The sequence below is a fragment of the Enterobacter genomosp. S genome (assembly GCF_001631805.1).
GTDB classification, from domain to species: Bacteria; Pseudomonadota; Gammaproteobacteria; order Enterobacterales; family Enterobacteriaceae; genus Enterobacter; species Enterobacter quasihormaechei.
On sequence record NZ_LVVA01000013.1, the window covers coordinates 1 to 26,204 of the forward strand.

A 26,204-nucleotide genomic window follows, 5' to 3' on the forward strand; every position below is an offset into this window, starting at 1 on the left:
GCGATGGACGACGGTCTGCGTTTCGCAATCCGTGAAGGCGGCCGTACCGTTGGCGCGGGCGTTGTTGCTAAAGTTCTGGGCTAATTAATTATCCCTGAAATAAAAAGGACGCTTCGGCGTCCTTTTTTATTTTCTGACCCTTTCCCTGTCACAAACTTTCGCATTTTTTAACCGCTCCCGGCCCGTATCCTGGCGTATGTGCTATTGTAATCATAACCATTCTCACTTACACTTTGCGCATATTTTGAACGGGAGTCTTTATGTACGTTTGTTTATGTAATGGTGTAAGCGACAAAAAAATTCGTCAGGCCGTTCGCCAGTTTCAGCCACAATCTTTCCAGCAGCTTCGCAAGTTTGTTCCGGTGGGAAATCAATGCGGTAAATGCGTTCGCGCAGCGCGTGAGATCATGCAGGACGAACTGATGCAGATCCCGGAATTCAAAGAGATCGCGTAAGTCTCTATCTTTTTTTTGACATCCCTGTAGCCCGTTCTACGCTTCAATGAGTGGAAGCGGAGGGACTATATAATGAAAGGTGATGTTAAAATCATAAGTTATCTCAATAAATTATTGGGAAATGAGCTTGTCGCAATCAATCAGTATTTTCTCCATGCAAGAATGTTCAAGAACTGGGGACTGACTCGCCTCAACGATGTGGAATACCATGAGTCCATAGATGAAATGAAACACGCTGATAAATACATTGAGCGTATTTTATTCCTTGAAGGCATCCCTAACCTACAGGATCTGGGAAAACTGGGCATCGGCGAGGATGTCGAAGAGATGCTGCGTTCCGATCTCCGGCTAGAGCTGGAGGGCGCAAAAGACTTGCGTGAAGCCATTGCCTATGCGGATAGCGTACATGACTACGTCAGCCGCGATATGATGATCCAGATCCTGGCCGATGAAGAAGGGCATATCGACTGGCTGGAAACCGAACTGGATCTCATCAGCAAAATTGGCCTACAGAACTATCTTCAGTCTCAGATTAAAGTGGAAAGTTAATCAGGCTTTCCCAGCCAACGCATAAACCCGCTGCCGCCAGAAATGGCCCAAAAGGCAGTGGGTTTTTTAATGCCCTTTTATCTGGGTTGATTAACGAGAAACCCGTCAGGTATAGCAGCGCCATCAATGCGGCCACTAACGCCAGTATTGGGAGCGCACACCAGCCGTGCCATGCTCCCAACGCCGCCAGATATTTCACATCGCCATATCCCATCCCTTCACGTTGGCAGACAAGCCGATAGCCCCAATAGATGGCGGCGAATCCAACATAGCCTGTCATCGCACCCACCACCGCGCTCGGTAAAAAATCAGGATGGAGACAAAGCTGGTAAAGCAGGCCCGTCCAGAGCAGCGGGCAGAGCAAGCGGTCGGGCAGGAGCCCATCGCGAATATCAGCGCGTACCAGCAAGGCCGATAGCGAAAAATAGATCAGCAGAAAGGGGAGGGTCATTAACATGGCACAGGCCTCAAAAGGATTTGAGCGCATATTCTTTCTAATCCCTGTGCCCGGCAATGTGCAAAATTCGCAGTTGCGTAGCCGCTTCAGGAAAAGCGGTGAGGCAAGAGCTATTGCAGAAAAGGTTGCGTGGCCACACGCACACTATGCCTTTAGCGCTTAATTTCTAAACGGCACTTGCGTCTTGTCCAGATTTACGTATAATGCGCGGGCTTGTCGTAATTGACGGCGGGTTCAATCTGAACCAGAGTAGCTCACTTTGTTACTCAACAATGCTCCCAATTGGGGAGCTACGTAAGAACGGTTACACTCTCCCATCAATCGTAATGGGTTTGAGGAGTAATCATTTTCGTTTATAAAATAATTGGAGCTCTGGTCTCATGCAGAACCAAAGAATCCGTATCCGCCTTAAAGCGTTTGATCATCGTCTGATCGATCAATCAACCGCGGAAATCGTCGAGACTGCTAAGCGCACTGGTGCGCAAGTCCGTGGTCCGATCCCGCTGCCGACCCGCAAAGAGCGCTTTACCGTTCTGATCTCTCCGCACGTTAACAAAGATGCGCGTGATCAGTACGAAATCCGCACTCACAAGCGTCTGGTTGACATCGTTGAGCCAACTGAGAAAACCGTTGATGCTCTGATGCGTCTGGATCTGGCTGCCGGTGTAGACGTGCAGATCAGCCTGGGTTAATCAGGTCATCGAGCGATTGAGAGGTTGAAACAATGATTGGTTTAGTCGGTAAAAAAGTGGGTATGACCCGCATCTTCACTGAAGATGGCGTTTCTATCCCAGTAACCGTAATCGAAGTTGAAGCAAACCGCGTTACTCAGGTTAAAGATCTGGCTAACGATGGCTACCGCGCTATTCAGGTTACCACTGGTGCTAAAAAAGCTAACCGTGTAACCAAACCAGAAGCGGGTCACTTCGCTAAAGCTGGCGTTGAAGCTGGCCGTGGTCTGTGGGAATTCCGTCTTGCTGAAGGCGAAGAGTTCACCGTAGGTCAGGACATTAGCGTTGAGCTGTTTGCTGACGTTAAAAAAGTTGACGTAACCGGTACCTCTAAAGGTAAAGGTTTTGCTGGTACCGTTAAGCGCTGGAACTTCCGTACCCAGGACGCTACCCACGGTAACTCCTTGTCTCACCGCGTTCCGGGTTCTATCGGTCAGAACCAGACTCCGGGCAAAGTGTTCAAAGGCAAGAAAATGGCAGGTCAGCTGGGTAACGAACGTGTAACCGTTCAGAGCCTGGACGTAGTACGTGTTGACGCTGAGCGCAACCTGCTGCTGGTTAAAGGTGCGGTCCCGGGTGCAACCGGTAGCGACCTGATCGTTAAACCAGCTGTGAAGGCGTAAGGGGATAGCAATGGAATTAGTATTGAAAGACGCGCAGAGCGCGCTGACTGTTTCCGAAACTACCTTCGGTCGTGATTTCAACGAAGCGCTGGTTCACCAGGTTGTTGTTGCTTATGCAGCTGGTGCTCGTCAGGGTACTCGTGCTCAGAAGACTCGTGCTGAAGTAACTGGTTCTGGCAAAAAGCCATGGCGCCAGAAAGGTACCGGCCGTGCGCGTTCAGGTTCTATCAAGAGCCCGATCTGGCGTTCAGGTGGCGTGACCTTCGCTGCGCGTCCACAGGACCACAGTCAAAAAGTTAACAAAAAGATGTACCGCGGCGCGCTGAAAAGCATCCTGTCCGAACTGGTACGTCAGGATCGTCTGATCGTTGTCGAGAAGTTCTCTGTTGAAGCGCCTAAAACTAAGCTGCTGGCACAGAAACTGAAAGACATGGCTCTGGAAGATGTGCTGATCATCACCGGTGAGCTGGACGAGAACCTGTTCCTGGCCGCGCGTAACCTGCACAAGGTTGACGTACGCGACGCGACTGGTATCGACCCGGTTAGCCTGATCGCCTTCGACAAAGTCGTAATGACTGCTGATGCTGTTAAGCAAGTTGAGGAGATGCTGGCATGATTCGTGAAGAACGTCTGCTGAAGGTGCTGCGCGCACCGCACGTTTCTGAAAAAGCGTCTACTGCGATGGAAAAAACAAACACCATCGTTCTCAAAGTTGCTAAAGACGCGACCAAAGCAGAAATCAAAGCTGCTGTGCAGAAACTGTTTGAAGTCGAAGTCGAAGTCGTTAACACCCTGGTTGTTAAAGGGAAAGTTAAACGTCACGGACAGCGTATCGGTCGTCGTAGCGACTGGAAAAAAGCTTACGTCACCCTGAAAGAAGGCCAGAACCTGGACTTCGTTGGCGGCGCTGAGTAAGTCGGAGGAGTAATACAATGGCAGTTGTTAAATGTAAACCGACATCTCCGGGTCGTCGCCACGTAGTTAAAGTGGTTAACCCTGAGCTGCACAAGGGCAAACCTTTTGCTCCGTTGCTGGAAAAAAACAGCAAATCCGGTGGTCGTAACAACAATGGCCGTATCACCACTCGTCACATCGGTGGTGGCCACAAGCAGGCTTATCGTATTGTTGACTTCAAACGCAACAAAGACGGTATCCCAGCAGTTGTTGAGCGTCTTGAGTACGATCCGAACCGTTCCGCGAACATCGCGCTGGTTCTGTACAAAGATGGCGAACGCCGTTACATCCTGGCCCCTAAAGGCCTGAAAGCTGGCGACCAGATTCAGTCTGGCGTTGATGCTGCAATCAAAGCAGGCAACACCCTGCCGATGCGCAATATCCCGGTTGGTTCTACCGTTCATAACGTAGAAATGAAACCAGGTAAAGGCGGTCAGCTGGCGCGTTCCGCGGGTACTTACGTTCAGATCGTTGCGCGTGACGGTGCTTATGTCACCCTGCGTCTGCGTTCTGGTGAAATGCGTAAAGTCGAAGCAGACTGCCGCGCTACTCTGGGCGAAGTTGGCAATGCTGAGCATATGCTGCGCGTTCTGGGTAAAGCTGGTGCTGCACGCTGGCGTGGTGTTCGTCCTACCGTTCGCGGTACTGCGATGAACCCAGTCGATCACCCACATGGTGGTGGTGAAGGTCGTAACTTTGGTAAGCACCCGGTAACTCCGTGGGGCGTTCAGACCAAAGGTAAGAAGACCCGCAGCAACAAGCGTACTGATAAATTTATCGTACGTCGCCGTAGCAAATAATTTTAGAGGATAAGCCATGCCACGTTCTCTCAAGAAAGGTCCTTTTATTGACCTGCACTTGCTGAAGAAGGTAGAGAAAGCGGTGGAAAGCGGAGACAAGAAGCCCCTGCGCACTTGGTCCCGTCGTTCAACGATCTTTCCTAACATGATCGGTTTGACCATCGCTGTCCATAATGGTCGTCAGCACGTTCCAGTCTTTGTTACCGACGAAATGGTTGGTCACAAACTGGGTGAATTCGCACCGACTCGTACTTATCGCGGCCACGCTGCTGATAAAAAAGCGAAGAAGAAATAAGGTAGGAGGAAGAGATGGAAACTTTAGCTCAACATCGCCATGCTCGTTCTTCTGCACAGAAGGTACGCCTTGTTGCTGACCTGATTCGCGGTAAGAAAGTGTCGCAGGCCCTGGACATCCTGACCTATACCAACAAGAAAGCTGCGGTATTGGTCAAGAAAGTACTGGAATCTGCCATTGCTAACGCTGAACACAACGATGGCGCTGACATCGACGATCTGAAAGTCGCGAAAATTTTCGTAGATGAAGGCCCAAGCATGAAGCGCATTATGCCGCGTGCGAAAGGTCGTGCAGATCGCATCCTGAAGCGCACCAGCCACATTACTGTGGTTGTGTCCGATCGCTGAGACTCTGGAGACTAGCAATGGGTCAGAAAGTACATCCTAATGGTATTCGCCTGGGTATTGTAAAACCATGGAACTCTACCTGGTTTGCGAACACCAAAGAATTCGCTGACAACCTGGACAGCGATTTTAAAGTACGTCAGTACCTGACTAAGGAACTGGCTAAAGCGTCTGTATCTCGTATCGTTATCGAGCGTCCAGCTAAGAGCATCCGTGTGACTATTCACACTGCTCGCCCTGGCATCGTTATCGGTAAGAAAGGCGAAGACGTAGAAAAACTGCGCAAGGTCGTAGCGGATATCGCTGGCGTTCCTGCACAGATCAATATCGCTGAAGTTCGTAAGCCTGAACTGGACGCTAAATTGGTTGCTGACAGCATCACTTCTCAGCTGGAACGTCGCGTTATGTTCCGTCGTGCTATGAAGCGTGCTGTACAGAACGCAATGCGTCTGGGCGCTAAAGGTATCAAAGTTGAAGTTAGCGGCCGTCTGGGCGGCGCGGAAATCGCACGTACCGAATGGTACCGCGAAGGTCGCGTACCGCTGCACACTCTGCGTGCTGACATCGACTACAACACCTCTGAAGCGCACACCACTTACGGTGTAATCGGCGTTAAGGTATGGATCTTCAAAGGTGAGATCCTGGGTGGTATGGCTGCTGTTGAACAACCGGAAAAACCGGCTGCTCAACCTAAAAAGCAGCAGCGTAAAGGCCGTAAATAAGGAGCGTCGCTGATGTTACAACCAAAGCGTACAAAATTCCGTAAAGTGCACAAAGGCCGCAACCGTGGTCTGGCGCAGGGTACGGATGTTAGCTTCGGCACTTTCGGTCTGAAAGCTGTTGGCCGTGGTCGTCTGACTGCACGTCAGATCGAAGCAGCACGTCGTGCAATGACCCGTGCAGTTAAGCGTCAAGGTAAGATCTGGATCCGTGTATTCCCGGACAAACCGATCACCGAGAAGCCACTGGAAGTTCGTATGGGTAAAGGTAAAGGTAACGTGGAGTACTGGGTTGCCTTGATCCAACCGGGCAAAGTCCTTTATGAAATGGACGGTGTTCCGGAAGAGCTGGCCCGTGAAGCCTTCGGCCTGGCAGCAGCGAAACTGCCTATCAAAACCACCTTTGTAACTAAGACGGTGATGTAATGAAAGCAAAAGAGCTGCGTGAAAAAAGCGTTGAAGAGCTGAACGCTGAGCTGCTGAACCTGCTGCGTGAGCAGTTCAACCTGCGTATGCAGGCTGCAAGTGGCCAGCTGCAACAGACTCACCTGCTGAAGCAAGTGCGTCGCAATGTTGCGCGCGTTAAGACTTTACTGACTCAGAAGGCGGGTGCGTAATGACCGATAAAATCCGTACTCTGCAAGGTCGTGTTGTTAGCGATAAAATGGAGAAATCCATTGTTGTAGCTATCGAACGTTTTGTGAAACACCCGATCTACGGTAAATTCATCAAGCGTACGACCAAACTGCACGTACATGACGAGAACAACGAATGTGGTATCGGCGACAAGGTTGAAATCCGTGAATGCCGTCCACTGTCCAAGACTAAGTCCTGGACGCTGGTTCGCGTTGTAGAGAAAGCGGTTCTGTAATAGAGTACGCATTCTCAATACGAATAAACGGCTCAGCGATGAGCCGTTTATTTTTTCTACCCATATTGCAGAAGCGGTGTTATAATGCCGCGCCCTCGATATGGGGCTTTTTAACGGCTCTGATTTTAGAGTCTCAGGTAGTAGTTGACATTAGCGGAGCACTAAAATGATCCAAGAACAGACTATGCTGAACGTCGCCGACAACTCCGGTGCACGTCGCGTAATGTGTATCAAGGTTCTGGGTGGCTCGCACCGTCGCTACGCAGGCGTAGGCGACATCATCAAGATCACCATCAAGGAAGCAATTCCACGTGGTAAGGTCAAAAAAGGTGATGTGCTGAAGGCGGTAGTGGTGCGCACCAAGAAGGGTGTTCGTCGCCCTGACGGTTCTGTCATTCGCTTCGATGGTAATGCATGCGTTATTTTAAACAATAACAGCGAGCAGCCTATCGGCACGCGTATCTTTGGGCCGGTAACTCGTGAACTTCGTACTGAGAAGTTCATGAAAATTATCTCTCTGGCACCAGAAGTACTCTAAGGAGCGAATCATGGCAGCGAAAATCCGTCGTGATGACGAAGTTATCGTGTTAACCGGTAAAGATAAAGGTAAACGCGGTAAAGTAAAAAATGTTCTGTCTTCCGGCAAACTTGTCGTTGAAGGTATCAACCTGGTTAAGAAACATCAGAAGCCGGTTCCGGCCCTGAACCAACCAGGCGGCATCGTTGAAAAAGAAGCTGCTATTCAGGTTTCTAACGTTGCAATCTTCAATGCGGCTACCGGTAAGGCTGACCGTGTAGGCTTTAGATTCGAAGACGGCAAAAAAGTCCGTTTCTTCAAGTCTAACAGCGAAACTATCAAGTAATTTGGAGTAGTACGATGGCGAAACTGCATGATTACTACAAAGACGAAGTAGTTAACAAACTCATGACTGAGTTTAGCTACAATTCTGTCATGCAAGTCCCTCGGGTCGAGAAGATCACCCTGAACATGGGTGTTGGTGAAGCGATCGCTGACAAGAAACTGCTGGATAACGCAGCAGCTGACCTGACAGCAATCTCCGGTCAAAAACCGCTGATCACCAAAGCACGCAAATCTGTTGCAGGCTTCAAAATCCGTCAGGGCTATCCGATCGGCTGTAAAGTAACTCTGCGTGGCGAACGCATGTGGGAGTTCCTTGAGCGCCTGATCACTATTGCTGTTCCACGTATCCGTGACTTCCGTGGCTTGTCCGCTAAGTCTTTCGACGGTCGTGGTAACTACAGCATGGGTGTCCGTGAGCAGATCATCTTCCCAGAAATCGACTACGATAAAGTCGACCGCGTGCGTGGTTTGGATATTACCATTACCACTACTGCGAAATCTGACGAAGAAGGCCGTGCTCTGCTGGCTGCCTTTGACTTCCCGTTCCGCAAGTAAGGTAGGGTTACTGAATGGCTAAGCAATCAATGAAAGCACGCGAAGTTAAGCGCGTAGCTTTAGCTGATAAATTCTTCGCTAAACGCGCTGAACTGAAAGCGATCATTTCTGATGTGAACGCTTCCGACGAAGATCGTTGGAATGCGGTTCTCAAGCTGCAGTCTCTGCCGCGTGATTCCAGCCCGTCTCGTCAGCGTAACCGCTGTCGTCAAACAGGTCGTCCACATGGTTATGTGGGCAAGTTTGGGTTGAGCCGTATCAAACTGCGTGAAGCCGCCATGCGCGGTGAAGTACCAGGCTTGAAAAAGGCTAGCTGGTAATTACCAATTGAATCACGGGAGTAAAGACAGATGAGCATGCAAGATCCGATCGCGGATATGCTGACCCGTATCCGTAACGGTCAGGCCGCGAACAAAGTTGCGGTCACCATGCCTTCCGCCAAGCTGAAAGTGGCAATTGCCAACGTGCTGAAGGAAGAAGGTTTTATCGAAGATTTTAAAGTTGAAGGCGACACCAAGCCGGAACTGGAACTTACTCTCAAGTATTTCCAGGGTAAAGCTGTTGTAGAAAGCATTCAGCGTGTCAGCCGCCCAGGCCTGCGCATCTATAAGAAAAAAGATGAGCTGCCAAAAGTTATGGCTGGTCTTGGTATCGCAGTTGTTTCTACCTCTAAAGGTGTTATGACTGATCGTGCAGCGCGCCAGGCTGGTCTTGGTGGCGAAATTATCTGCTACGTAGCCTAATCGGAGGAAAGAATGTCTCGTGTTGCTAAAGCACCGGTCGTTATTCCTGCCGGCGTTGATGTAAAAATCGACGGTCAGGTTATTACGATCAAAGGTAAAAACGGCGAGCTGACTCGTACCCTCAACAAAGCTGTTGAAGTTAAACATGCAGATAACGCTCTGACCTTCGGTCCACGTGATGGTTTCGTGGATGGATGGGCTCAGGCTGGTACCGCGCGTGCCCTGCTGAACTCAATGGTTGTTGGTGTTACCGAAGGCTTCACTAAAAAGCTTCAGCTGGTTGGTGTAGGTTATCGTGCAGCTATCAAAGGGAATGCAGTAGGCCTGTCTCTGGGCTTCTCACACCCTGTTGAGCATCCGCTGCCGGCCGGTATCACTGCAGAATGCCCGACTCAGACTGAAATCGTGCTGAAAGGCGCTGATAAACAGCTGATCGGTCAGGTTGCAGCAGATCTGCGCGCCTACCGTCGTCCTGAGCCTTATAAAGGCAAGGGTGTTCGTTACGCCGACGAAGTCGTGCGTACCAAAGAGGCTAAGAAGAAGTAAGGTAACACTATGGATAAGAAATCTGCTCGTATCCGTCGTGCGACCCGCGCACGCCGCAAGCTCAAAGAGCTGGGTGCAACTCGCCTGGTGGTACATCGTACCCCGCGTCATATTTACGCACAGGTAATTGCACCGAACGGTTCTGAAGTTCTGGTAGCTGCTTCTACTGTAGAAAAAGCTATCTCAGAACAATTGAAGTATACCGGTAACAAAGACGCCGCTGCAGCTGTAGGTAAAGCTGTTGCAGAACGCGCTCTGGAAAAAGGCATCAGCAATGTTTCCTTTGACCGTTCCGGGTTCCAATATCATGGTCGTGTCCAGGCACTGGCAGATGCTGCCCGTGAAGCTGGCCTTCAGTTCTAAGGTAGAGGTGTAAGATGGCTCACATCGAAAAACAGGCTGGCGAACTGCAGGAAAAGCTGATCGCGGTAAACCGCGTATCTAAAACCGTTAAAGGTGGTCGTATTTTCTCCTTCACAGCTCTGACTGTAGTTGGTGATGGTAACGGTCGCGTTGGTTTTGGTTACGGTAAAGCGCGTGAAGTTCCAGCAGCGATCCAGAAAGCGATGGAAAAAGCCCGTCGCAATATGATTAACGTCGCGCTGAACAACGGTACCCTGCAACACCCAGTTAAAGGTGTTCACACGGGTTCTCGTGTATTCATGCAGCCAGCTTCCGAAGGTACCGGTATCATCGCCGGTGGTGCAATGCGCGCCGTTCTGGAAGTTGCTGGAGTTCATAACGTTCTGGCTAAAGCATATGGTTCCACCAACCCGATCAACGTGGTTCGTGCAACTATTGATGGCCTGGAAAATATGAATTCTCCAGAAATGGTCGCTGCCAAGCGTGGTAAATCCGTTGAAGAAATTCTGGGGTAATTGACCATGGCAAAGACTATTAAAATCACTCAAACCCGCAGTGCAATCGGTCGTCTGCCGAAACACAAGGCAACGCTGCTTGGCCTGGGTCTGCGTCGTATTGGTCATACCGTTGAGCGCGAGGATACTCCTGCTGTTCGTGGTATGGTCAACGCGGTTTACTTCATGGTTAAAGTTGAGGAGTAAGAGATGCGTTTAAATACTCTGTCTCCGGCCGAAGGCTCTAAAAAGGCGGGTAAACGCCTGGGTCGTGGTATCGGTTCTGGCCTCGGCAAAACCGGTGGTCGTGGTCACAAAGGTCAGAACTCTCGTTCTGGCGGTGGCGTACGTCGCGGTTTCGAGGGTGGCCAGATGCCACTGTACCGTCGTCTGCCGAAGTTCGGCTTCACCTCTCGCAAAGCAGCGATCACAGCGGAAATCCGTCTGTCTGACCTGGCGAAAGTTGAAGGCGGCGTTGTAGACCTGAACACGCTGAAAGCGGCTAACATTATCGGTATCCAGATCGAGTTCGCGAAAGTGATCCTGGCTGGTGAAGTTTCTACTCCGGTAACTGTTCGTGGCCTGCGTGTTACTAAAGGTGCTCGTGCTGCTATCGAAGCTGCTGGCGGTAAAATTGAGGAATAAGTAGCAGATGGCTAAGCAACCGGGATTAGATTTTCAAAGTGCCAAAGGTGGATTTGGCGAGCTGAAACGCAGACTGCTGTTTGTAATCGGCGCGCTGATTGTGTTCCGTATTGGCTCTTTTATTCCGATCCCTGGTATTGATGCCGCTGTACTTGCCAAACTGCTTGAGCAACAGCGAGGCACCATCATTGAAATGTTCAACATGTTCTCTGGTGGTGCTCTCAGCCGTGCTTCTATTTTCGCGCTGGGTATTATGCCGTACATTTCGGCATCTATTATTATCCAGCTGCTGACGGTCGTTCATCCGGCCCTGGCAGAGCTGAAGAAAGAAGGGGAGTCTGGACGTCGTAAGATTAGCCAGTACACCCGTTACGGCACTCTGGTGCTGGCAATATTCCAGTCGATCGGTATTGCTACCGGTCTTCCGAATATGCCTGGTATGCAGGGCCTGGTATTAAATCCAGGCTTTGCATTCTATTTCACCGCTGTTGTTAGTCTGGTCACAGGGACCATGTTCCTGATGTGGCTCGGCGAACAGATTACTGAACGAGGTATCGGTAACGGTATCTCAATCATTATCTTCGCCGGTATCGTTGCGGGTCTCCCGCCGGCCATCGCCCATACTATCGAGCAAGCGCGTCAAGGCGACCTGCACTTCCTCCTGTTGCTGTTGGTTGCAGTATTAGTATTTGCAGTGACGTTCTTTGTTGTCTTCGTTGAACGTGGTCAACGCCGCATTGTGGTGAACTACGCTAAGCGTCAACAGGGTCGTCGTGTCTATGCTGCACAGAGCACACATTTACCGCTGAAAGTGAATATGGCGGGGGTTATCCCGGCTATCTTCGCTTCCAGTATTATTCTGTTCCCGGCAACCATCGCGTCATGGTTCGGGGGCGGTACTGGTTGGAACTGGCTGACAACAATTTCGCTGTATTTGCAGCCTGGGCAACCACTTTATGTGTTACTCTATGCGTCTGCGATCATCTTCTTCTGTTTCTTCTACACGGCGTTGGTCTTCAACCCGCGTGAAACAGCAGATAACCTGAAGAAGTCCGGTGCATTTGTACCAGGAATTCGTCCGGGAGAGCAAACGGCGAAGTATATCGATAAAGTAATGACTCGCCTGACTTTGGTTGGTGCGCTTTATATTACTTTTATCTGCCTGATCCCGGAGTTCATGCGTGATGCAATGAAAGTACCGTTCTACTTCGGTGGGACCTCACTGCTTATCGTTGTTGTCGTGATTATGGACTTTATGGCTCAAGTGCAAACTCTGATGATGTCCAGTCAGTATGAGTCTGCATTGAAGAAGGCGAACCTGAAAGGCTACGGCCGCTAACTGGTCGCCTGAGAAGTTACGGAGAGTAAAAATGAAAGTTCGTGCTTCCGTCAAGAAATTATGCCGTAACTGCAAAATCGTTAAGCGTGATGGTGTCATCCGTGTGATTTGCAGTGCCGAGCCGAAGCATAAACAGCGCCAAGGCTGATTATTTCGCATATTTTTCTTGCAAAGTTGGGTTGAGCTGGCTAGATTAGCCAGCCAATCTTTTGTATGTCTGTACGTTTCCATTTGAGTATCCTGAAAACGGGCTTTTCAGCATGGTGCGTACATATTAAATAGTAGGAGTGCATAGTGGCCCGTATAGCAGGCATTAACATTCCTGATCAGAAACATGCTGTGATCGCATTAACTTCGATCTACGGCGTCGGCAAGACCCGTTCTAAAGCCATTCTGGCTGCAGCGGGTATCGCTGAAGATGTTAAGATCAGTGAGCTGTCTGAAGAACAAATCGACACGCTGCGTGACGAAGTTGCCAAATTTGTCGTTGAAGGTGATCTGCGCCGTGAAATCAGCATGAGCATCAAGCGCCTGATGGATCTTGGTTGCTATCGCGGTTTGCGTCATCGTCGTGGTCTGCCAGTGCGCGGTCAGCGTACTAAGACCAACGCACGTACCCGTAAGGGTCCGCGCAAACCGATCAAGAAATAATCGGGGTGATTGAATAATGGCAAAGGCACCAGTTCGTGCACGTAAACGTGTAAGAAAACAAGTCTCTGACGGCGTGGCTCATATCCATGCTTCTTTCAACAACACCATCGTTACTATTACTGATCGTCAGGGTAACGCATTGGGTTGGGCAACAGCCGGTGGTTCCGGTTTCCGTGGTTCTCGCAAATCCACTCCGTTCGCAGCTCAGGTTGCAGCAGAGCGTTGCGCTGAAGCCGTAAAAGAATACGGCATCAAGAATCTGGAAGTTATGGTTAAAGGTCCGGGTCCGGGTCGTGAATCTACTGTTCGCGCTCTGAACGCCGCTGGTTTCCGCATCACGAATATTACTGATGTGACTCCGATCCCTCATAACGGTTGTCGTCCGCCGAAAAAACGTCGCGTATAACGCTCGTTTTTTAGGTTAGTTGGAGATAGAAAATGGCAAGATATTTGGGTCCTAAGCTCAAGCTGAGCCGTCGTGAGGGCACCGACTTATTCCTTAAGTCTGGCGTTCGCGCGATCGATACCAAGTGTAAAATTGAACAAGCTCCTGGCCAGCACGGTGCGCGTAAACCGCGTCTGTCTGACTATGGTGTGCAGTTGCGTGAAAAGCAAAAAGTTCGCCGTATCTACGGTGTGCTGGAGCGTCAGTTCCGTAACTATTATAAAGAAGCAGCACGTCTGAAAGGCAACACAGGTGAAAACCTGCTGGCTCTGCTGGAAGGTCGTCTGGACAACGTTGTATACCGTATGGGCTTCGGCGCGACTCGTGCTGAATCACGCCAGCTGGTTAGCCATAAAGCAATCATGGTAAACGGTCGTGTTGTTAACATCGCTTCTTATCAGGTTAAAGCGAATGACGTTGTTAGCATTCGTGAGAAAGCGAAAAAGCAATCTCGCGTGAAAGCCGCTCTGGAGCTGGCTGAGCAGCGTGAAAAGCCAACCTGGCTGGAAGTTGATGCTGGCAAGATGGAAGGTACGTTCAAGCGTCAGCCAGAACGTTCTGATCTGTCTGCGGACATTAACGAACACCTGATCGTCGAGCTTTACTCCAAGTAAAGCTTAGTACCAAAGAGAGGACACAATGCAGGGTTCTGTGACAGAGTTTCTAAAACCGCGCCTGGTAGATATCGAGCAAGTGAGTTCGACGCACGCCAAGGTGACCCTTGAGCCTTTAGAGCGTGGCTTTGGCCATACTCTGGGTAACGCACTGCGCCGTATTCTGCTCTCATCGATGCCGGGTTGCGCGGTGACCGAGGTTGAGATTGATGGTGTACTTCATGAGTACAGCACCAAAGAAGGCGTTCAGGAAGATATCCTTGAAATCCTGCTCAACCTGAAAGGGCTGGCGGTGAGAGTTCAGGGTAAAGATGAAGTTATTCTTACTCTGAATAAATCTGGCATTGGCCCTGTGACTGCAGCCGACATCACCCACGACGGTGATGTTGAAATCGTCAAGCCGCAGCACGTGATCTGCCACCTGACCGATGAGAACGCAGCAATTAGCATGCGTATCAAAGTTCAGCGCGGTCGTGGTTATGTGCCGGCTTCTGCCCGAATTCATTCGGAAGAAGATGAGCGCCCAATCGGCCGTCTGCTGGTCGACGCATGCTACAGCCCTGTAGAGCGTATTGCCTACAATGTTGAAGCAGCGCGTGTAGAACAGCGTACCGACCTGGACAAGCTGGTCATCGAAATGGAAACCAATGGCACAATCGATCCTGAAGAGGCGATTCGTCGTGCGGCAACCATCCTGGCAGAACAACTGGAAGCTTTCGTTGACTTACGTGATGTACGTCAGCCGGAAGTGAAAGAAGAGAAACCAGAATTCGATCCGATCCTGCTGCGCCCTGTTGACGATCTGGAATTGACTGTCCGCTCTGCTAACTGCCTCAAGGCAGAAGCTATCCACTATATCGGTGATCTGGTACAGCGTACCGAGGTTGAGTTGCTGAAAACGCCGAACCTGGGTAAAAAATCTCTTACCGAGATTAAAGACGTGCTGGCTTCACGTGGTCTGTCTCTGGGCATGCGCCTGGAAAACTGGCCACCGGCAAGCATTGCTGACGAGTAACCGGATCACAGGTTAAGGTTTTACTGAGAAGGATAAGGTCATGCGCCATCGTAAGAGTGGTCGTCAACTGAACCGCAACAGCAGCCATCGCCAGGCTATGTTCCGCAACATGGCAGGTTCACTGGTTCGTCATGAAATCATCAAGACGACCCTGCCTAAAGCGAAAGAGCTGCGTCGCGTAGTTGAGCCGCTGATTACTCTTGCCAAGACTGACAGCGTTGCTAATCGTCGTCTGGCATTCGCCCGTACTCGTGATAACGAGATCGTGGCAAAACTGTTTAACGAACTGGGCCCGCGTTTCGCGAGCCGTGCCGGTGGTTACACTCGCATTCTGAAGTGTGGCTTCCGTGCAGGCGACAACGCGCCGATGGCTTACATCGAGCTGGTTGATCGTTCAGAGAAAGCAGAAGCTGCTGCAGAGTAATCTGTAGTAACGTAAAAAAACCCGCCTCGGCGGGTTTTTTTATATCCGCAGAATCACCCCTTATCTACAATGTCTGTATCTTTTGTGCTCATCCCCTGGAGTTCATTATGTGGTTGCTCGATCAGTGGGCTGAACGCCATATTTGCGATGCCCAAAACAAAGGCGAGTTCGATAATCTTCCCGGTAGCGGTGAACCACTGATGCTGGATGATGATTCACATGTTCCAACCGACTTACGCGCCGGCTATCGCTTACTGAAAAATGCAGGCTGTTTACCTCCTGAACTTCAGCAACGCAATGAAGCCGTCGAGCTTGCCGATCTGCTTAAAGGCATTCATAAGGACGACCCCCGGTACTCCGAAATCAGTCGTCGTTTAGCGCTTATTGAGCTAAAGCTTCGCCAGACGGGAATGAACACCGACTTTTTGCATGGCGAATACAGTAAAAGGTTAAGGCAAAAAATAAACGAGGAGTAGCCATGTACCGCATAGGTGAACTTGCGAAACTTGCTAACGTAACGCCGGATACTATCCGCTACTACGAAAAGCAGCATATGATCGATCATGAAGTCAGAACGGAAGGTGGATTTCGCCTTTATACGGATAACGACCTGCAACGCCTGCGTTTTATCCGCTATGCACGGCAACTCGGCTTCACGCTGGAGTCGATCCGTGAACTGCTGTCGATCCGTATCGATCCTGAACATCATACGTGTCAGGAATCGAAAAGCATCGTGAAGGCCAGGCTGGATGAAGTTGAAGCACGAATTCAGGAGCTGCAAACCATGCAGCGGTCTCTGCAAAGGCTGAATGACGCGTGCTGCGGTACTGCTCACAGCAGCGTGTATTGCTCAATTCTGGAAGCGCTTGAGCAGGGGGCGAGTAGTGAAACTCAGGGTTGTTGATTTTTTATCCGGCAGGGTCTAGACTCCAGCCGACATTAACTATGCTCAGGAGAAATGATGAGCCGCTACCAGCATACTAAGGGACAAATTAAGGATAACGCCATTGAGGCATTGCTTCACGAACCGCTTTTCAGACAGCGTGTTGAGAAGAACAAAAAAGGGAAAGGCAGTTATTTGCGTAAAGGTAAACATGCACAACGGGGTAACTGGGAGGCCAGTGGCAAGCAAGCGAACCGCTTTTTTACCACTGGCCTTTCTGTTTCTCTCGCCTGATTAAACGCGATTATTCTTTTCTTTTAACAGATCGCGAATTTCAGTCAGCAAGACCTCTTCTTTAGTGGGTGCTGGCGGGGCAGCAGCCGGTTCTTCTTTTTTACGGTTAAGTCTGTTGATAAGTTTGATGGCCATGAAAATGGCAAATGCCACAATCACGAAATCAAAAACGTTCTGAATGAATACGCCATAGTGCATTACAACCGCAGGGATATCGCCCTGGGCTTCCCGCAGGGTGAAGGCGAATTGTTTGAAATCAATACCTCCAATCAACAGCCCTAACGGCGGCATAATAATGTCGGCGACTAACGATGAAACGATCTTACCGAACGCCGCACCAATAATGACACCCACAGCCAAATCCACCACATTCCCGCGCATCGCAAATTCGCGAAATTCTTTAATAAAACTCATTATGTTCTCCTTGTGCCAGCTGACGCCTATAAGTTTAACAAATGATTAGCTAATTGCCATTGGGGATAAATAATCGTTATGCAAAATAAAAGGCATGAAAATTAAAAGGTTAATATTCGGGTGCTCTCGATGGAGCACCCGGATCTTTACAGGAAGAATGGACTTGGCTGGAATAAACGCTCGACGTCGGTAATAAACTTTTTATCGGTTAGGAACATAATAACGTGGTCCCCCTGCTCGATACGTAAATTATCATTGGCGATCATGACATCATTACCTCGCACGACGGCGCCGATAATGGTGCCTGGTGGCAGTTTAATTTCGTCGATCGCACGACCCACAACGCGCGACGTCGTTTCATCCCCGTGCGCAACGGCTTCAATGGCTTCAGCAACACCACGACGAAGGGACGAAACGCCGACGATATCCGCTTTACGCACGTGGCTGAGCAGGGCAGAAATGGTGGCTTGCTGAGGAGAAATAGCAATGTCAATAACGCTTCCCTGTACCAGATCGACATAAGCCTTACGCTGAATAAGCACCATCACTTTTTTTGCTCCCATACGCTTGGCGAGCATGGCGGACATAATATTTGCTTCGTCGTCGTTGGTAACGGCAATAAAAAGATCGACCTGATCGATATGCTCTTCGGCCAGCAATTCCTGATCCGAAGCATCGCCATAAAACACGATGGTATTCTGAAGTTTTTCAGCCAGCTCCGACGCGCGCTGCTGATCTCTTTCGATCAGCTTCACGCTATAGTCTTTTTCCAGTCGTCTCGCCAGGCCTGCGCCAATATTACCGCCGCCGACCAGCATAATACGTTTATACGGTTTTTCGAGACGCTGTAGCTCACTCATCACCGCGCGGATATGCTGAGAAGCCGCAATAAAGAAGACTTCATCTCCGGCTTCGACAATGGTGGAACCTTGCGGACGAATAGGCCTGTCGTGACGGAAAATAGCCGCAACACGCGTATCGATATGTGGCATATGCTCGCGCATTGTCGACAGAGCATTACCAATCAGCGGGCCGCCGTAATAGGCCTTCACGACCGCCAGGCTTACTTTTCCTTCAGCAAAGTTCACAACCTGCAACGCGCCCGGATACTCAATCAGACGATAAATACTGTCGATAACCAGCTGTTCTGGCGCAATAAGATGGTCGATGGGTACCGCTTCGGAATTAAACAGCTTCTCCGCATCCCGGACATAGTCCGGGGAACGAATGCGGGCGATGCGGTTCGGGGTGTTGAAAAGCGAGTAGGCCACCTGACAAGCAACCATGTTGGTTTCATCTGAACTGGTTACTGCAACCAGCATGTCGGCATCGTCCGCGCCCGCTTCCCGGAGTACACGTGGATGAGAGCCGTGCCCCTGAACAACGCGGAGGTCAAACTTGTCCTGCAAAACGCGCAGACGATCGCCATTGGTATCCACAATGGTGATATCGTTGTTTTCACCCACGAGGTTTTCCGCCAGCGTTCCGCCCACTTGCCCTGCGCCCAGAATGATAATTTTCATCGTTCGTGACCTGTTCTCAACATCACTCTTTGATTAGCTTAGCGTAAAAGAAGCCATCACCCTCTTCTGCGCCAGGCAGGTTTTGCAGACCCGGTTGCTCAGGCGTACCTGTAGCGTGCAGCGCGGCGTCCGGGGTGCGTTTCAGGAAAGCCGCAATTTGCTGACTGTTCTCTTCCGGCAGAACGGAGCAGGTTGCATACACCAGGGTTCCGCCGGGTTTGAGATGCGGCCAGATGGCATCCAGAATATCGGATTGCAGCTGGGCAAGCTCCTTGATATCACGATCGCGACGCAGCCATTTGATATCGGGATGACGACGAATAACGCCGGTTGCAGAGCAGGGGGCGTCGAGCAAAATGCGATCGAACCGGGTATCGCCACACCAGTCTGCGGGTTTGCGTCCATCACCTTGCTTAACCTGTGCTTTCATACCCAGACGTTTGAGGTTGTCGTAGACGCGTGACAGGCGCTGCTCGTCAACATCTACGGCCATCACGCTGGCCTGCGGCGCCACTTCCAGAATGTGCGTTGTTTTACCCCCTGGTGCTGCACAGAGATCGAGGATTTGCTCCCCGTCCTTTGGTTCAAGCCAGGTCATGCAGCCCTGAGCGGATGCATCCTGTACCGTTACCCAGCCTTCGTCAAAGCCGGGTAATGCGTGTACCGGAGCTGGGGAGGCTAAACGAACCGCATCAGGATATGCAGCGTGAGTGAAGCCACTCATCCCGGCTTCTTCCAGCTTGGCCAGCCATGCGTCGCGCGTATGATGGTTACGATTGACGCGTAACCACATCGGCGGACGTTGATTATTGGCATCAGCGATCTCTTGCCATTGCTGTGGGTAGGCTTTTTTAAGGCGATTCAGCAGCCATTCAGGGTGCAGGAAGCGCGCTTCGCTTTGCGCAAATTCTGCCAGCAGTTCGTCCTGCTGACGCTGGAACTGACGCAGCACGCCGTTGATCAGTCCTTTCAACTGAGGACGTTTTATCGCAACGGCACCCTCCACTGTCTCAGCCAGCGCAGCATGAGGAGGAATGCGGGTATGCAGAAGCTGATAGAAACCGACCATGATTAAATAATGCACGGTGCGCTGCTTGCCGCTCATCGGGCGTGACATCAGCTTGTTGATTAACCATTCAAGCTGAGAAAGGGTGCGCAGAACGCCAAAGCAAAGCTCCTGAAGCAGGGCTTTGTCTTTATCGGAAACCTTTTGTTGCAGTGGAGGCAGGACATTACTCAGTGACTGGCCCTGCTCGATAACCTGCTCAACGGCCTGAGCCGCCATGGTGCGTAGATTTTGTCTTTTCATAACCGTAAAAATAAAAATGCCCGGACACACCGGGCTTTAAGAGTAAATGCGTTCAGGCAAGGCGATTGCCAGGGATGAACCATTCACGACGGGAATTTAACAGGTCCTGCGCGCTCATCGCCTTTTTACCGGCCGGTTGCAGCGATTCAAGATTCAGGATCCCTTCTCTGGTCGCAACCTGAATACCGTTTTTACTGGCGTCGATAATCGTACCGGGCTCTGCCGAGGTATTGCCGTTAATAACGGAAGCTTTCCAGACTTTAACTGGCTGCTCATCAATCATTAACCAGCTCATCGGCCACGGATTAAAGGCGCGGATGCAGCGTTCGAGTTGAGCTGCTGACAGGGACCAGTCGATTCGGGCTTCTTCTTTACTCAGCTTTTCAGCATAGGTCACCTGCGCCTCATCCTGAACGTCAGGTTTCGCCGTATTGTCAGCAAGCTGTTGCAACGTCTCAATCAGCCCCTGCGGGCCGAGATCCGCCAGCTTGTCATACAGCGTGGCGCTGGTATCTTCTGCGGTAATGGGGCACGCCAGTTTATACAGCATGTCGCCAGTGTCTAAACCTACGTCCATCTTCATGATTGTAACGCCTGTTTCAGCATCGCCTGCCCACAAAGCGCGCTGAATTGGGGCCGCACCACGCCAGCGTGGGAGCAAGGAACCATGGACGTTAATACAGCCCAGACGGGGCATATCGAGTACCGCTTTCGGCAGAATGAGGCCGTAAGCCACAACCACCATCACGTCGGCATTCAGGTCTGCCACTAACTGCTGGTTTTCCTGAGGTCGTAATGACGCTGGCTGGAATACCGGTAAACCATGCGTTTCTGCCAGTACTTTAACCGGGCCAGGCATCAGTTTTTTACCGCGGCCAGCCGGACGGTCCGGCTGAGTGAATACGCCAACAATCTGATGGCCAGACGATAACAGCGCGTCGAGATGACGCGCTGCAAAATCAGGGGTACCCGCGAAGATTATACGTAGTGATGTAGACACGTTATTCCTTGTATCCGGGGGGCGTTATGCGCGAGAACGCAAACGATCCAGTTTCTCTACTTTCTGACGAATACGCTGTTGTTTCAGTGGTGAGAGGTAATCGATAAACAGTTTACCGACCAGGTGATCCATCTCATGCTGAATGCAAATCGCCAGCAGATCGTCGGCTTCCAGTTCAAACGGATTGCCGTCACGATCCAGTGCGCGAATTTTAACTTTTTCGGCACGAGGCACCAAAGCGCGCTGTTCAGGGATGGACAGACAGCCTTCCTCAATACCTGTTTCGCCGCTTTTTTCAAGCAGTTCAGGGTTGATCAGCACCAGGCGCTCATCGCGATTTTCAGAAACGTCGATCACGATAATACGCTTGTGAATGTCTACCTGGGTCGCCGCCAGGCCAATGCCTTCTTCAGCGTACATGGTATCGAACATATCATCGACGATACGCTGAATTTCTGCATTCACTTCTTTAACCGGTTCCGCGACGATGCGAAGGCGCTCGTCAGGAATATGTAACACTTGCAAAACTGCCATAAATTTCCAGAGTCGTGTTCAGGAGTTGAAAAGAATATTACTTCTATTCTAGACAAATCCCCGGTCGATTGACAGCATCAGTGACCAATCGCAAAGATTGCTGAGGCTGCTTATGGCAGGGAAAAGGATGACGTCCACAGAGATATGGTTACGGCTTATAAACATCGGATCGTTATACGGTGATGCGATGCTGGAAACCGCGCAGCGGTTGCTTCGTCAGGCTACCGTTGATGCTGACGCTGTCAAAGAGGCAGGGCTTTCGGCCAAACATGTCGCAAAGTTTTTTTCATTCAGTGAGAGTGAACTTGAACGCAGCCTGGAATGGCTGGAACATGCAGACAACCATCTTCTCACGGCTGACGATCCTCGCTTCCCGCCATTGTTACGTTTGATCCCTGATTTTCCCGGGGCGCTATTTGTGCGAGGCCGCGTTGATGTGCTTAACAGCATGCAGCTTGCGGTTGTGGGCAGCCGTGCGCCCTCATGGTATGGCGTGCGGTGGGGAAAAATTCTCAGTGAACAGCTCTCTCAATGTGGCTTTACGATCACCAGTGGCCTGGCTTGCGGCATCGACGGAGTCGCACATCATGCGGCGTTGACAGCAAAAGGGCGAAGTGTCGCCGTGCTTGGCAATGGTCTTTTTAGTCTCTACCCGCGTCGTCATCAAGTCCTGGCTGAGCAACTTATCGCTTCAGAGGGGGCGATAGTGTCTGAGTTTTCACTCTCAACATCGCCCAGGCCGGGTAACTTTCCCCGGCGTAACCGGATCATCAGCGGGTTAAGCCAGGGCGTGCTGGTGGTCGAAGCTGCGATTCGAAGTGGATCGCTGGTGACCGCCAGGTGCGCGCTGGAGCAGGGACGTGAAGTTTTTGCGCTGCCCGGCCCGTTGGGGAACCCCGGCTGCGAAGGCCCTCACTGGCTGATAAAACAGGGGGCAACGCTGGTGACCTGTAAAGAGGATATCCTGGAAAATTTGCAGTATGGATTGCATTGGTTGCAGGATAATCGCCAAAAGCGACATATTTCATCGGATCAGGAGGCCGTAGCATTGCCATTTCCCAAGCTCCTGGCTAACGTAGGAGATGAGGTAACACCTGTTGACGTTGTCGCTGAACGTGCCGGCCAACCTGTGCCAGTAACGGTAGCACAGCTACTCGAACTGGAGTTAGCAGGGTGGATCGCAGCTGTACCCGGCGGCTATGTCCGAATAAGGAGGGCATGCCATGTTCGACGTACTGATGTATTTGTTTGAGACTTACATCCACAACGAAGCAGAAATGCAGGTGGATCAGGACAAATTAACACGGGATCTGACCGACGCAGGTTTTGAGCGGGAAGATATCTATAATGCGTTGATGTGGCTGGATAAGTTGGCTGATTATCAGGACGGCCTCGCCGAACCGATGCAGCTTGCTTCTGACCCATTGTCTGTGCGCATCTATACAGCTGAAGAGTGTGAAAGGCTGGATGCCAGCTGCCGGGGATTCATCTTATTCCTCGAGCAGATTCAGGTGCTAAACCTCGAAACGAGAGAGATGGTGATAGAGCGCGTCATGGCGCTGGATACTGCTGAGTTTGAACTGGAAGATCTGAAATGGGTGATCCTGATGGTTCTGTTCAACATTCCGGGCTGTGAAAATGCCTATCAGCAAATGGAAGAATTACTCTTTGAAGTGAATGAAGGTATGCTGCATTAATCCTACGTGCAGCAACAAGAGTTGTTATGGCCAAATCAGCACTCTTTACGGTGCATAAAAACGAGCCCTGCCCACAGTGCGGGGCTGAACTTGTTATTCGGTCCGGGAAACACGGTCCGTTTCTCGGTTGTTCCCACTATCCGGAATGTGATTATGTCCGTCCCCTGAAAAGCCAGGCGGACGGACATATCGTCAAAATTCTGGAGGGACAGCTTTGTCCTCTCTGTGGCGGTGAACTGGCGCTGCGGCAGGGGCGTTTCGGGATGTTTATCGGATGCAGCCGCTACCCGGAATGTGAGCATACGGAACAAATTGATAAGCCAGATGAAACGGCAATTTCCTGCCCTCAGTGCCAGCGTGGTCAGCTGGTGCAGCGCCGCTCTCGTTATGGCAAGACCTTCCATTCATGCGATCGCTATCCTGAATGCCAGTTCGTTATCAATTTCAAACCAGTAGCGGGCGTCTGCTCTCATTGCGATTATCCGTTACTTATAGAGAAGAAAACCGCGCAAGGCATGAAACGCTTTTGCGCCAGTAAACAATGTGGAAAGCCGGTTTCGGCGGATCAAATCAGTGAATAATAACCTGCCATCAGGCTCCATCGCCCAGGCGGTGGAAACCCTGAAAAAAGAAGAAGTAATCGCCTATCCAACAGAAGCCGTTTTTGGGGTCGGGTGCGATCCTGACAGCGAGGTTGCCGTTAGCCGGCTGCTGGCGCTTAAACAGCGGCCTGTCGAAAAAGGATTGATTCTGATCGCTGCGAATTACGAGCAGCTTAAACCTTATATTGATGATTCGATGCTGACACCTGCACAGCGGGAAACCATTTTTTCTGCCTGGCCTGGTCCCGTGACGTTTGTTTTTCCTGCACAGCCGACAACGCCGCGCTGGTTAACAGGACGTTTCGATTCACTTGCGGTGCGTGTCACCGACCATCCGCTGGTGGTGGAGCTATGCCTGGCATTTGGTAAACCTTTGGTCTCTACCAGCGCCAACCTGACCGGGCTTCCCCCTTGTCGGACAACCGAAGAAGTTCTGGCGCAATTCGGAAATGATTTCCCGGTAGCCGTCGGTGAAACCGGTGGTCGTCTTAACCCGTCAGAAATTCGCGATGCCTTGACCGGCGAACGTTTTCGCCAGGGATAATGTGATGGAAAGCTACGCTGTTTTTGGTAACCCGATCGCGCACAGTAAGTCGCCTCTGATTCATCAGCTGTTTGCGGATCAGTTGCAGATAGATCATCCGTATGGTCGGGTCCTTGCGCCTGTTGATGCATTTATACCGACGCTGAATGGCTTTTTTGATGCGGGTGGTAAAGGTGCGAATGTGACGGTGCCTTTTAAAGAAGAGGCTTTCGGGCGTGCGGATGAGCTGACCGAGCGTGCATCGCTCGCCGGTGCCGTTAATACGCTTAAGCGGCTCGAAGATGGTCGCCTTTTGGGCGATAACACCGACGGCGTTGGTTTGCTCAGCGATCTGGAGCGACTGTCGTTTATTAAACCAGGCTTTCGGATCCTGCTGATCGGTGCGGGTGGCGCCTCGCGCGGCGTATTGCTTCCTCTCCTTTCTCTGGATTGTGCGGTGACGATTACCAACCGGACTTTTTCCAGAGCAGAAGAGCTGGCGGCGTTGTTCGCACATACTGGTAGCATCAATGCGCTAGCGCTTGATGAACTCGCGGGTCATGAATTTGACCTTGTAATTAATGCCACCTCCAGCGGTATTAATGGGGAGATCCCCGCAATTCCCGCGTCCCTGATCCATTCCCATATCTATGCCTATGACATGTTTTATCAAAAAGGGAAGACGCCTTTTCTGAACTGGTGCGAACAACAGGGAGCAAAACATTTGGCTGATGGTCTGGGCATGCTGGTGGGGCAGGCGGCTCATGCGGTGTTACTCTGGCATGGCGTGTTACCTTCTGTAGAGCCGGTGATTGAAAAACTGAAACAGGAACTGATGGCGTGAATCAGGCGATTCATTTTCCCGACAGAGAAATCTGGGATGAGAACAGGCAAGCGGTTTGCTTCCCGGTGCTGGTGCATGGAATGCAGCTAACCTGTGCGATTAAAGGGGAAATGCTGCTCCAGCGCTTTGGGGGTTCAGATGCGTTAGCGGTCTTTTGCGAAAATCGCTGGGATCTGGAAGAGGAAGCCAGCGATTTGATCCGCGATCAGCAGGAAGACGATCAGGGCTGGGTCTGGTTATCCTGATCCAGATAGTCATTCTTCCATTTAACGTAATTGTTCGCTGAGTATTTCAACCCTTCGATTTCCGCCTCTTTTAAGGGGCGGATCTGCTTAACCGGGCTGCCTAAATAGAGATAGCCACTTTCCAGGCGTTTGTTTTGCGGAACAAGGCTCCCTGCGCCAATCATTACGTCATCCTCTACTATGACGCCATCCAGCAAAATCGATCCCATCCCAACGAGAACCCTGTTACCGATCGTGCAGCCGTGTAGCATCACCTTATGACCGACGGTAACATCTTCCCCAATGATGAGCGGATTGCCTTCAGGGTTGTAAGATGATTTATGCGTCACATGCAGCACGCTGCCGTCCTGAATATTGGTGCGTGCACCGATTGCAACGTAGTTAACATCGCCCCGGATCGCGACGAGTGGCCAGATGCTGACATCATCGGCCATGCGGACATCACCCACAACCACGCTGCTGGCATCGATCATCACGCGATCGCCTTGTTGGGGGTACAGATCTTTATAAGGGCGTAATACTGCAAACATATCTACCTCGATATAAATGAGCGCTATAAAGAAGACTTTGATCGTATTCGGGGATCGAGGCAAGGCAAAATGCGTCAATTTTTAAGCGGATCGGGTGGGTTTTCAGCGAAAAGCACGGAAAATCAGCAGTTGGAAAAAAAGATCTAAAAAATACTTGTGCTAAAAACTGGGATCCCTATAATGCGCCTCCATCGACACGGCGGATGTGAATCACTTCACAGACAACCCGGTCGGTTGAAGAGAAAAAATCCTGAAATAACGGGTTGACTCTGAAAGAGGAAAGCGTAATATACGCCACCTCGCAACGGTGAC

47 protein-coding genes are annotated in these 26,204 nt (G+C 50.9%); 40 read left to right on the forward strand and 7 right to left on the reverse strand.

What is annotated here, in order from left to right; all coding sequences use genetic code 11:
* From A3466_RS22365 to bfr, 3 genes are all read left to right on the forward strand, one after another.
* The coding region (locus A3466_RS22365; protein ID WP_000740160.1) for a hypothetical protein at positions 1-84 on the forward strand (84 nt) is incomplete at its 5' end.
* Between the two features lie 176 nt (positions 85-260).
* Positions 261-455, forward strand: coding sequence for a bacterioferritin-associated ferredoxin (gene bfd, locus A3466_RS10715; RefSeq protein WP_003863268.1), 195 nt, complete (start codon positions 261-263; stop codon positions 453-455).
* A 72-nt stretch (positions 456-527) separates the two neighbouring features.
* Positions 528-1,004, forward strand: a complete 477-nt coding sequence (gene bfr / locus A3466_RS10720) for a bacterioferritin (protein ID WP_003863270.1) — start codon at positions 528-530, stop codon at positions 1,002-1,004.
* Here bfr and A3466_RS10725 read toward each other — a convergent pair.
* Positions 988-1,461, reverse strand: a complete 474-nt coding sequence (locus tag A3466_RS10725; RefSeq protein WP_063450575.1) for a prepilin peptidase — start codon at positions 1,459-1,461, stop codon at positions 988-990. The genes bfr and A3466_RS10725 overlap by 17 nt on opposite strands.
* Before the next feature lie 380 nt (positions 1,462-1,841).
* Here A3466_RS10725 and rpsJ point away from each other — a divergent pair, with 380 nt between their 5' ends.
* The 31 genes from rpsJ to A3466_RS10880 all read left to right on the forward strand — a co-directional run bounded on the left by rpsJ (position 1,842) and on the right by A3466_RS10880 (position 16,671).
* Entirely contained in the window at positions 1,842-2,153 is a 312-nt protein-coding gene (rpsJ, locus tag A3466_RS10730; protein WP_001181005.1) for a 30S ribosomal protein S10, read from the forward strand.
* Positions 2,154-2,185: 32 nt separating this feature from the next.
* Complete coding sequence (rplC, locus tag A3466_RS10735; protein ID WP_003863274.1) at positions 2,186-2,815, forward strand: 50S ribosomal protein L3; 630 nt, start codon at positions 2,186-2,188, stop codon at positions 2,813-2,815.
* 10 nt (positions 2,816-2,825) lie between these two features.
* The gene (rplD, locus tag A3466_RS10740) at positions 2,826-3,431 is read left to right on the forward strand and encodes a 50S ribosomal protein L4 (protein ID WP_000424395.1); all 606 of its coding nucleotides are present in this window, start codon (positions 2,826-2,828) and stop codon (positions 3,429-3,431) included.
* Positions 3,428-3,730 (forward strand): 50S ribosomal protein L23, encoded by a 303-nt coding sequence (gene rplW / locus A3466_RS10745; RefSeq protein ID WP_000617546.1) that lies wholly within the window; start codon positions 3,428-3,430, stop codon positions 3,728-3,730. Before rplD ends, rplW begins: the two co-directional genes overlap by 4 nt.
* A 17-nt stretch (positions 3,731-3,747) precedes the next feature.
* Positions 3,748-4,569: a 50S ribosomal protein L2 gene (gene rplB, locus A3466_RS10750; protein ID WP_000301859.1), complete on the forward strand. Its 822-nt coding sequence runs from the start codon at positions 3,748-3,750 to the stop codon at positions 4,567-4,569.
* Positions 4,570-4,585: 16 nt separating this feature from the next.
* Positions 4,586-4,864 (forward strand): 30S ribosomal protein S19, encoded by a 279-nt coding sequence (gene rpsS / locus A3466_RS10755; RefSeq protein WP_001138117.1) that lies wholly within the window; start codon positions 4,586-4,588, stop codon positions 4,862-4,864.
* Between the two features lie 14 nt (positions 4,865-4,878).
* The gene (gene rplV / locus A3466_RS10760; protein WP_002919773.1) at positions 4,879-5,211 is read left to right on the forward strand and encodes a 50S ribosomal protein L22; all 333 of its coding nucleotides are present in this window, start codon (positions 4,879-4,881) and stop codon (positions 5,209-5,211) included.
* Between the two features lie 17 nt (positions 5,212-5,228).
* Positions 5,229-5,930, forward strand: a complete 702-nt coding sequence (gene rpsC, locus A3466_RS10765; RefSeq protein WP_000529945.1) for a 30S ribosomal protein S3 — start codon at positions 5,229-5,231, stop codon at positions 5,928-5,930.
* A 12-nt stretch (positions 5,931-5,942) separates the two neighbouring features.
* On the forward strand, positions 5,943-6,353 hold the full coding sequence (gene rplP, locus A3466_RS10770) for a 50S ribosomal protein L16 (RefSeq protein ID WP_002919759.1): 411 nt from the start codon (positions 5,943-5,945) through the stop codon (positions 6,351-6,353).
* Positions 6,353-6,544 carry a 50S ribosomal protein L29 gene (gene rpmC, locus A3466_RS10775; RefSeq protein ID WP_003863282.1) on the forward strand — a complete coding sequence of 64 codons (192 nt, stop codon included), beginning with the start codon at positions 6,353-6,355 and terminating at the stop codon, positions 6,542-6,544. Before rplP ends, rpmC begins: the two co-directional genes overlap by 1 nt.
* Positions 6,544-6,798 carry a 30S ribosomal protein S17 gene (gene rpsQ, locus A3466_RS10780; protein WP_002438707.1) on the forward strand — a complete coding sequence of 85 codons (255 nt, stop codon included), beginning with the start codon at positions 6,544-6,546 and terminating at the stop codon, positions 6,796-6,798. Before rpmC ends, rpsQ begins: the two co-directional genes overlap by 1 nt.
* Before the next feature lie 166 nt (positions 6,799-6,964).
* Complete coding sequence (gene rplN, locus A3466_RS10785; RefSeq protein WP_002919748.1) at positions 6,965-7,336, forward strand: 50S ribosomal protein L14; 372 nt, start codon at positions 6,965-6,967, stop codon at positions 7,334-7,336.
* A gap of 10 nt (positions 7,337-7,346) precedes the next feature.
* Positions 7,347-7,661 carry a 50S ribosomal protein L24 gene (rplX, locus tag A3466_RS10790; protein ID WP_003863287.1) on the forward strand — a complete coding sequence of 105 codons (315 nt, stop codon included), beginning with the start codon at positions 7,347-7,349 and terminating at the stop codon, positions 7,659-7,661.
* Between the two features lie 14 nt (positions 7,662-7,675).
* Complete coding sequence (gene rplE / locus A3466_RS10795; protein ID WP_022649589.1) at positions 7,676-8,215, forward strand: 50S ribosomal protein L5; 540 nt, start codon at positions 7,676-7,678, stop codon at positions 8,213-8,215.
* Positions 8,216-8,229: 14 nt separating this feature from the next.
* The gene (rpsN, locus tag A3466_RS10800) at positions 8,230-8,535 is read left to right on the forward strand and encodes a 30S ribosomal protein S14 (protein ID WP_003863291.1); all 306 of its coding nucleotides are present in this window, start codon (positions 8,230-8,232) and stop codon (positions 8,533-8,535) included.
* 30 nt (positions 8,536-8,565) lie between these two features.
* Positions 8,566-8,958 (forward strand): 30S ribosomal protein S8, encoded by a 393-nt coding sequence (rpsH, locus tag A3466_RS10805; RefSeq protein ID WP_006178918.1) that lies wholly within the window; start codon positions 8,566-8,568, stop codon positions 8,956-8,958.
* Positions 8,959-8,970: 12 nt separating this feature from the next.
* Complete coding sequence (gene rplF, locus A3466_RS10810; protein WP_003863296.1) at positions 8,971-9,504, forward strand: 50S ribosomal protein L6; 534 nt, start codon at positions 8,971-8,973, stop codon at positions 9,502-9,504.
* A 9-nt stretch (positions 9,505-9,513) separates the two neighbouring features.
* Positions 9,514-9,867 carry a 50S ribosomal protein L18 gene (rplR, locus tag A3466_RS10815; RefSeq protein ID WP_003863297.1) on the forward strand — a complete coding sequence of 118 codons (354 nt, stop codon included), beginning with the start codon at positions 9,514-9,516 and terminating at the stop codon, positions 9,865-9,867.
* Positions 9,868-9,881: 14 nt separating this feature from the next.
* On the forward strand, positions 9,882-10,382 hold the full coding sequence (gene rpsE / locus A3466_RS10820) for a 30S ribosomal protein S5 (RefSeq protein WP_003863299.1): 501 nt from the start codon (positions 9,882-9,884) through the stop codon (positions 10,380-10,382).
* A gap of 6 nt (positions 10,383-10,388) precedes the next feature.
* Positions 10,389-10,568 carry a 50S ribosomal protein L30 gene (gene rpmD, locus A3466_RS10825; RefSeq protein WP_003863301.1) on the forward strand — a complete coding sequence of 60 codons (180 nt, stop codon included), beginning with the start codon at positions 10,389-10,391 and terminating at the stop codon, positions 10,566-10,568.
* Between the two features lie 3 nt (positions 10,569-10,571).
* Complete coding sequence (gene rplO / locus A3466_RS10830; RefSeq protein WP_003863304.1) at positions 10,572-11,006, forward strand: 50S ribosomal protein L15; 435 nt, start codon at positions 10,572-10,574, stop codon at positions 11,004-11,006.
* Between the two features lie 7 nt (positions 11,007-11,013).
* Entirely contained in the window at positions 11,014-12,345 is a 1,332-nt protein-coding gene (gene secY / locus A3466_RS10835; RefSeq protein WP_003863305.1) for a preprotein translocase subunit SecY, read from the forward strand.
* Positions 12,346-12,376: 31 nt separating this feature from the next.
* Positions 12,377-12,493 (forward strand): 50S ribosomal protein L36, encoded by a 117-nt coding sequence (gene rpmJ / locus A3466_RS10840; RefSeq protein WP_000868187.1) that lies wholly within the window; start codon positions 12,377-12,379, stop codon positions 12,491-12,493.
* Positions 12,494-12,639: 146 nt separating this feature from the next.
* Positions 12,640-12,996 carry a 30S ribosomal protein S13 gene (gene rpsM / locus A3466_RS10845; RefSeq protein WP_003863308.1) on the forward strand — a complete coding sequence of 119 codons (357 nt, stop codon included), beginning with the start codon at positions 12,640-12,642 and terminating at the stop codon, positions 12,994-12,996.
* A gap of 16 nt (positions 12,997-13,012) precedes the next feature.
* Entirely contained in the window at positions 13,013-13,402 is a 390-nt protein-coding gene (gene rpsK, locus A3466_RS10850; RefSeq protein WP_003863312.1) for a 30S ribosomal protein S11, read from the forward strand.
* Positions 13,403-13,434: 32 nt separating this feature from the next.
* The gene (gene rpsD / locus A3466_RS10855) at positions 13,435-14,055 is read left to right on the forward strand and encodes a 30S ribosomal protein S4 (RefSeq protein ID WP_003863314.1); all 621 of its coding nucleotides are present in this window, start codon (positions 13,435-13,437) and stop codon (positions 14,053-14,055) included.
* 25 nt (positions 14,056-14,080) lie between these two features.
* Positions 14,081-15,070, forward strand: a complete 990-nt coding sequence (locus A3466_RS10860; RefSeq protein WP_002919219.1) for a DNA-directed RNA polymerase subunit alpha — start codon at positions 14,081-14,083, stop codon at positions 15,068-15,070.
* Positions 15,071-15,110: 40 nt separating this feature from the next.
* Entirely contained in the window at positions 15,111-15,494 is a 384-nt protein-coding gene (gene rplQ / locus A3466_RS10865) for a 50S ribosomal protein L17 (RefSeq protein ID WP_001216368.1), read from the forward strand.
* A 107-nt stretch (positions 15,495-15,601) separates the two neighbouring features.
* Positions 15,602-15,970, forward strand: coding sequence for a DUF1992 domain-containing protein (locus A3466_RS10870; protein ID WP_063450564.1), 369 nt, complete (start codon positions 15,602-15,604; stop codon positions 15,968-15,970).
* A 2-nt stretch (positions 15,971-15,972) separates the two neighbouring features.
* On the forward strand, positions 15,973-16,398 hold the full coding sequence (gene zntR, locus A3466_RS10875; RefSeq protein ID WP_063450565.1) for a Zn(2+)-responsive transcriptional regulator: 426 nt from the start codon (positions 15,973-15,975) through the stop codon (positions 16,396-16,398).
* A 57-nt stretch (positions 16,399-16,455) separates the two neighbouring features.
* Positions 16,456-16,671 carry an alternative ribosome-rescue factor A gene (locus A3466_RS10880; RefSeq protein ID WP_063450566.1) on the forward strand — a complete coding sequence of 72 codons (216 nt, stop codon included), beginning with the start codon at positions 16,456-16,458 and terminating at the stop codon, positions 16,669-16,671.
* Here A3466_RS10880 and mscL read toward each other — a convergent pair whose 3' ends face one another.
* The 5 genes from mscL to def form a co-directional block, all read right to left on the reverse strand.
* Positions 16,672-17,085, reverse strand: coding sequence for a large-conductance mechanosensitive channel protein MscL (gene mscL / locus A3466_RS10885; RefSeq protein ID WP_063450567.1), 414 nt, complete (start codon positions 17,083-17,085; stop codon positions 16,672-16,674). It abuts the gene before it with no gap.
* A gap of 146 nt (positions 17,086-17,231) precedes the next feature.
* Entirely contained in the window at positions 17,232-18,608 is a 1,377-nt protein-coding gene (trkA, locus tag A3466_RS10890; protein WP_003863337.1) for a Trk system potassium transporter TrkA, read from the reverse strand.
* Between the two features lie 22 nt (positions 18,609-18,630).
* Positions 18,631-19,917 carry a 16S rRNA (cytosine(967)-C(5))-methyltransferase RsmB gene (gene rsmB, locus A3466_RS10895; protein ID WP_063450576.1) on the reverse strand — a complete coding sequence of 429 codons (1,287 nt, stop codon included), beginning with the start codon at positions 19,915-19,917 and terminating at the stop codon, positions 18,631-18,633.
* A gap of 52 nt (positions 19,918-19,969) precedes the next feature.
* Positions 19,970-20,917, reverse strand: coding sequence for a methionyl-tRNA formyltransferase (gene fmt, locus A3466_RS10900; protein ID WP_063450568.1), 948 nt, complete (start codon positions 20,915-20,917; stop codon positions 19,970-19,972).
* A 24-nt stretch (positions 20,918-20,941) separates the two neighbouring features.
* Positions 20,942-21,451: a peptide deformylase gene (gene def, locus A3466_RS10905; RefSeq protein ID WP_006812188.1), complete on the reverse strand. Its 510-nt coding sequence runs from the start codon at positions 21,449-21,451 to the stop codon at positions 20,942-20,944.
* 127 nt (positions 21,452-21,578) lie between these two features.
* Between def and dprA the strand changes: the two genes are divergently transcribed.
* The 6 genes from dprA to A3466_RS10935 are packed head-to-tail and all read left to right on the forward strand — an operon-like array spanning position 21,579 to position 25,362.
* Positions 21,579-22,703, forward strand: a complete 1,125-nt coding sequence (dprA, locus tag A3466_RS10910) for a DNA-protecting protein DprA (protein ID WP_063450569.1) — start codon at positions 21,579-21,581, stop codon at positions 22,701-22,703.
* Entirely contained in the window at positions 22,675-23,148 is a 474-nt protein-coding gene (gene smg / locus A3466_RS10915) for a DUF494 family protein Smg (RefSeq protein ID WP_000460665.1), read from the forward strand. Before dprA ends, smg begins: the two co-directional genes overlap by 29 nt.
* Before the next feature lie 26 nt (positions 23,149-23,174).
* Positions 23,175-23,729: a DNA topoisomerase family protein gene (locus A3466_RS10920; RefSeq protein ID WP_063450570.1), complete on the forward strand. Its 555-nt coding sequence runs from the start codon at positions 23,175-23,177 to the stop codon at positions 23,727-23,729.
* Complete coding sequence (tsaC, locus tag A3466_RS10925; protein WP_063450571.1) at positions 23,722-24,294, forward strand: L-threonylcarbamoyladenylate synthase type 1 TsaC; 573 nt, start codon at positions 23,722-23,724, stop codon at positions 24,292-24,294. The genes A3466_RS10920 and tsaC overlap by 8 nt, the downstream gene beginning before the upstream one ends.
* 4 nt (positions 24,295-24,298) lie before the next feature.
* Positions 24,299-25,117 (forward strand): shikimate dehydrogenase, encoded by an 819-nt coding sequence (aroE, locus tag A3466_RS10930; protein ID WP_063450572.1) that lies wholly within the window; start codon positions 24,299-24,301, stop codon positions 25,115-25,117.
* The gene (locus tag A3466_RS10935) at positions 25,114-25,362 is read left to right on the forward strand and encodes a DUF1488 domain-containing protein (RefSeq protein ID WP_063450573.1); all 249 of its coding nucleotides are present in this window, start codon (positions 25,114-25,116) and stop codon (positions 25,360-25,362) included. Before aroE ends, A3466_RS10935 begins: the two co-directional genes overlap by 4 nt.
* Here A3466_RS10935 and A3466_RS10940 read toward each other — a convergent pair.
* On the reverse strand, positions 25,338-25,892 hold the full coding sequence (locus tag A3466_RS10940) for a gamma carbonic anhydrase family protein (RefSeq protein ID WP_063450574.1): 555 nt from the start codon (positions 25,890-25,892) through the stop codon (positions 25,338-25,340). The two genes, A3466_RS10935 and A3466_RS10940, sit on opposite strands and share 25 nt — an antisense overlap.
* Positions 25,893-26,204: the final 312 nt, after the last annotated feature.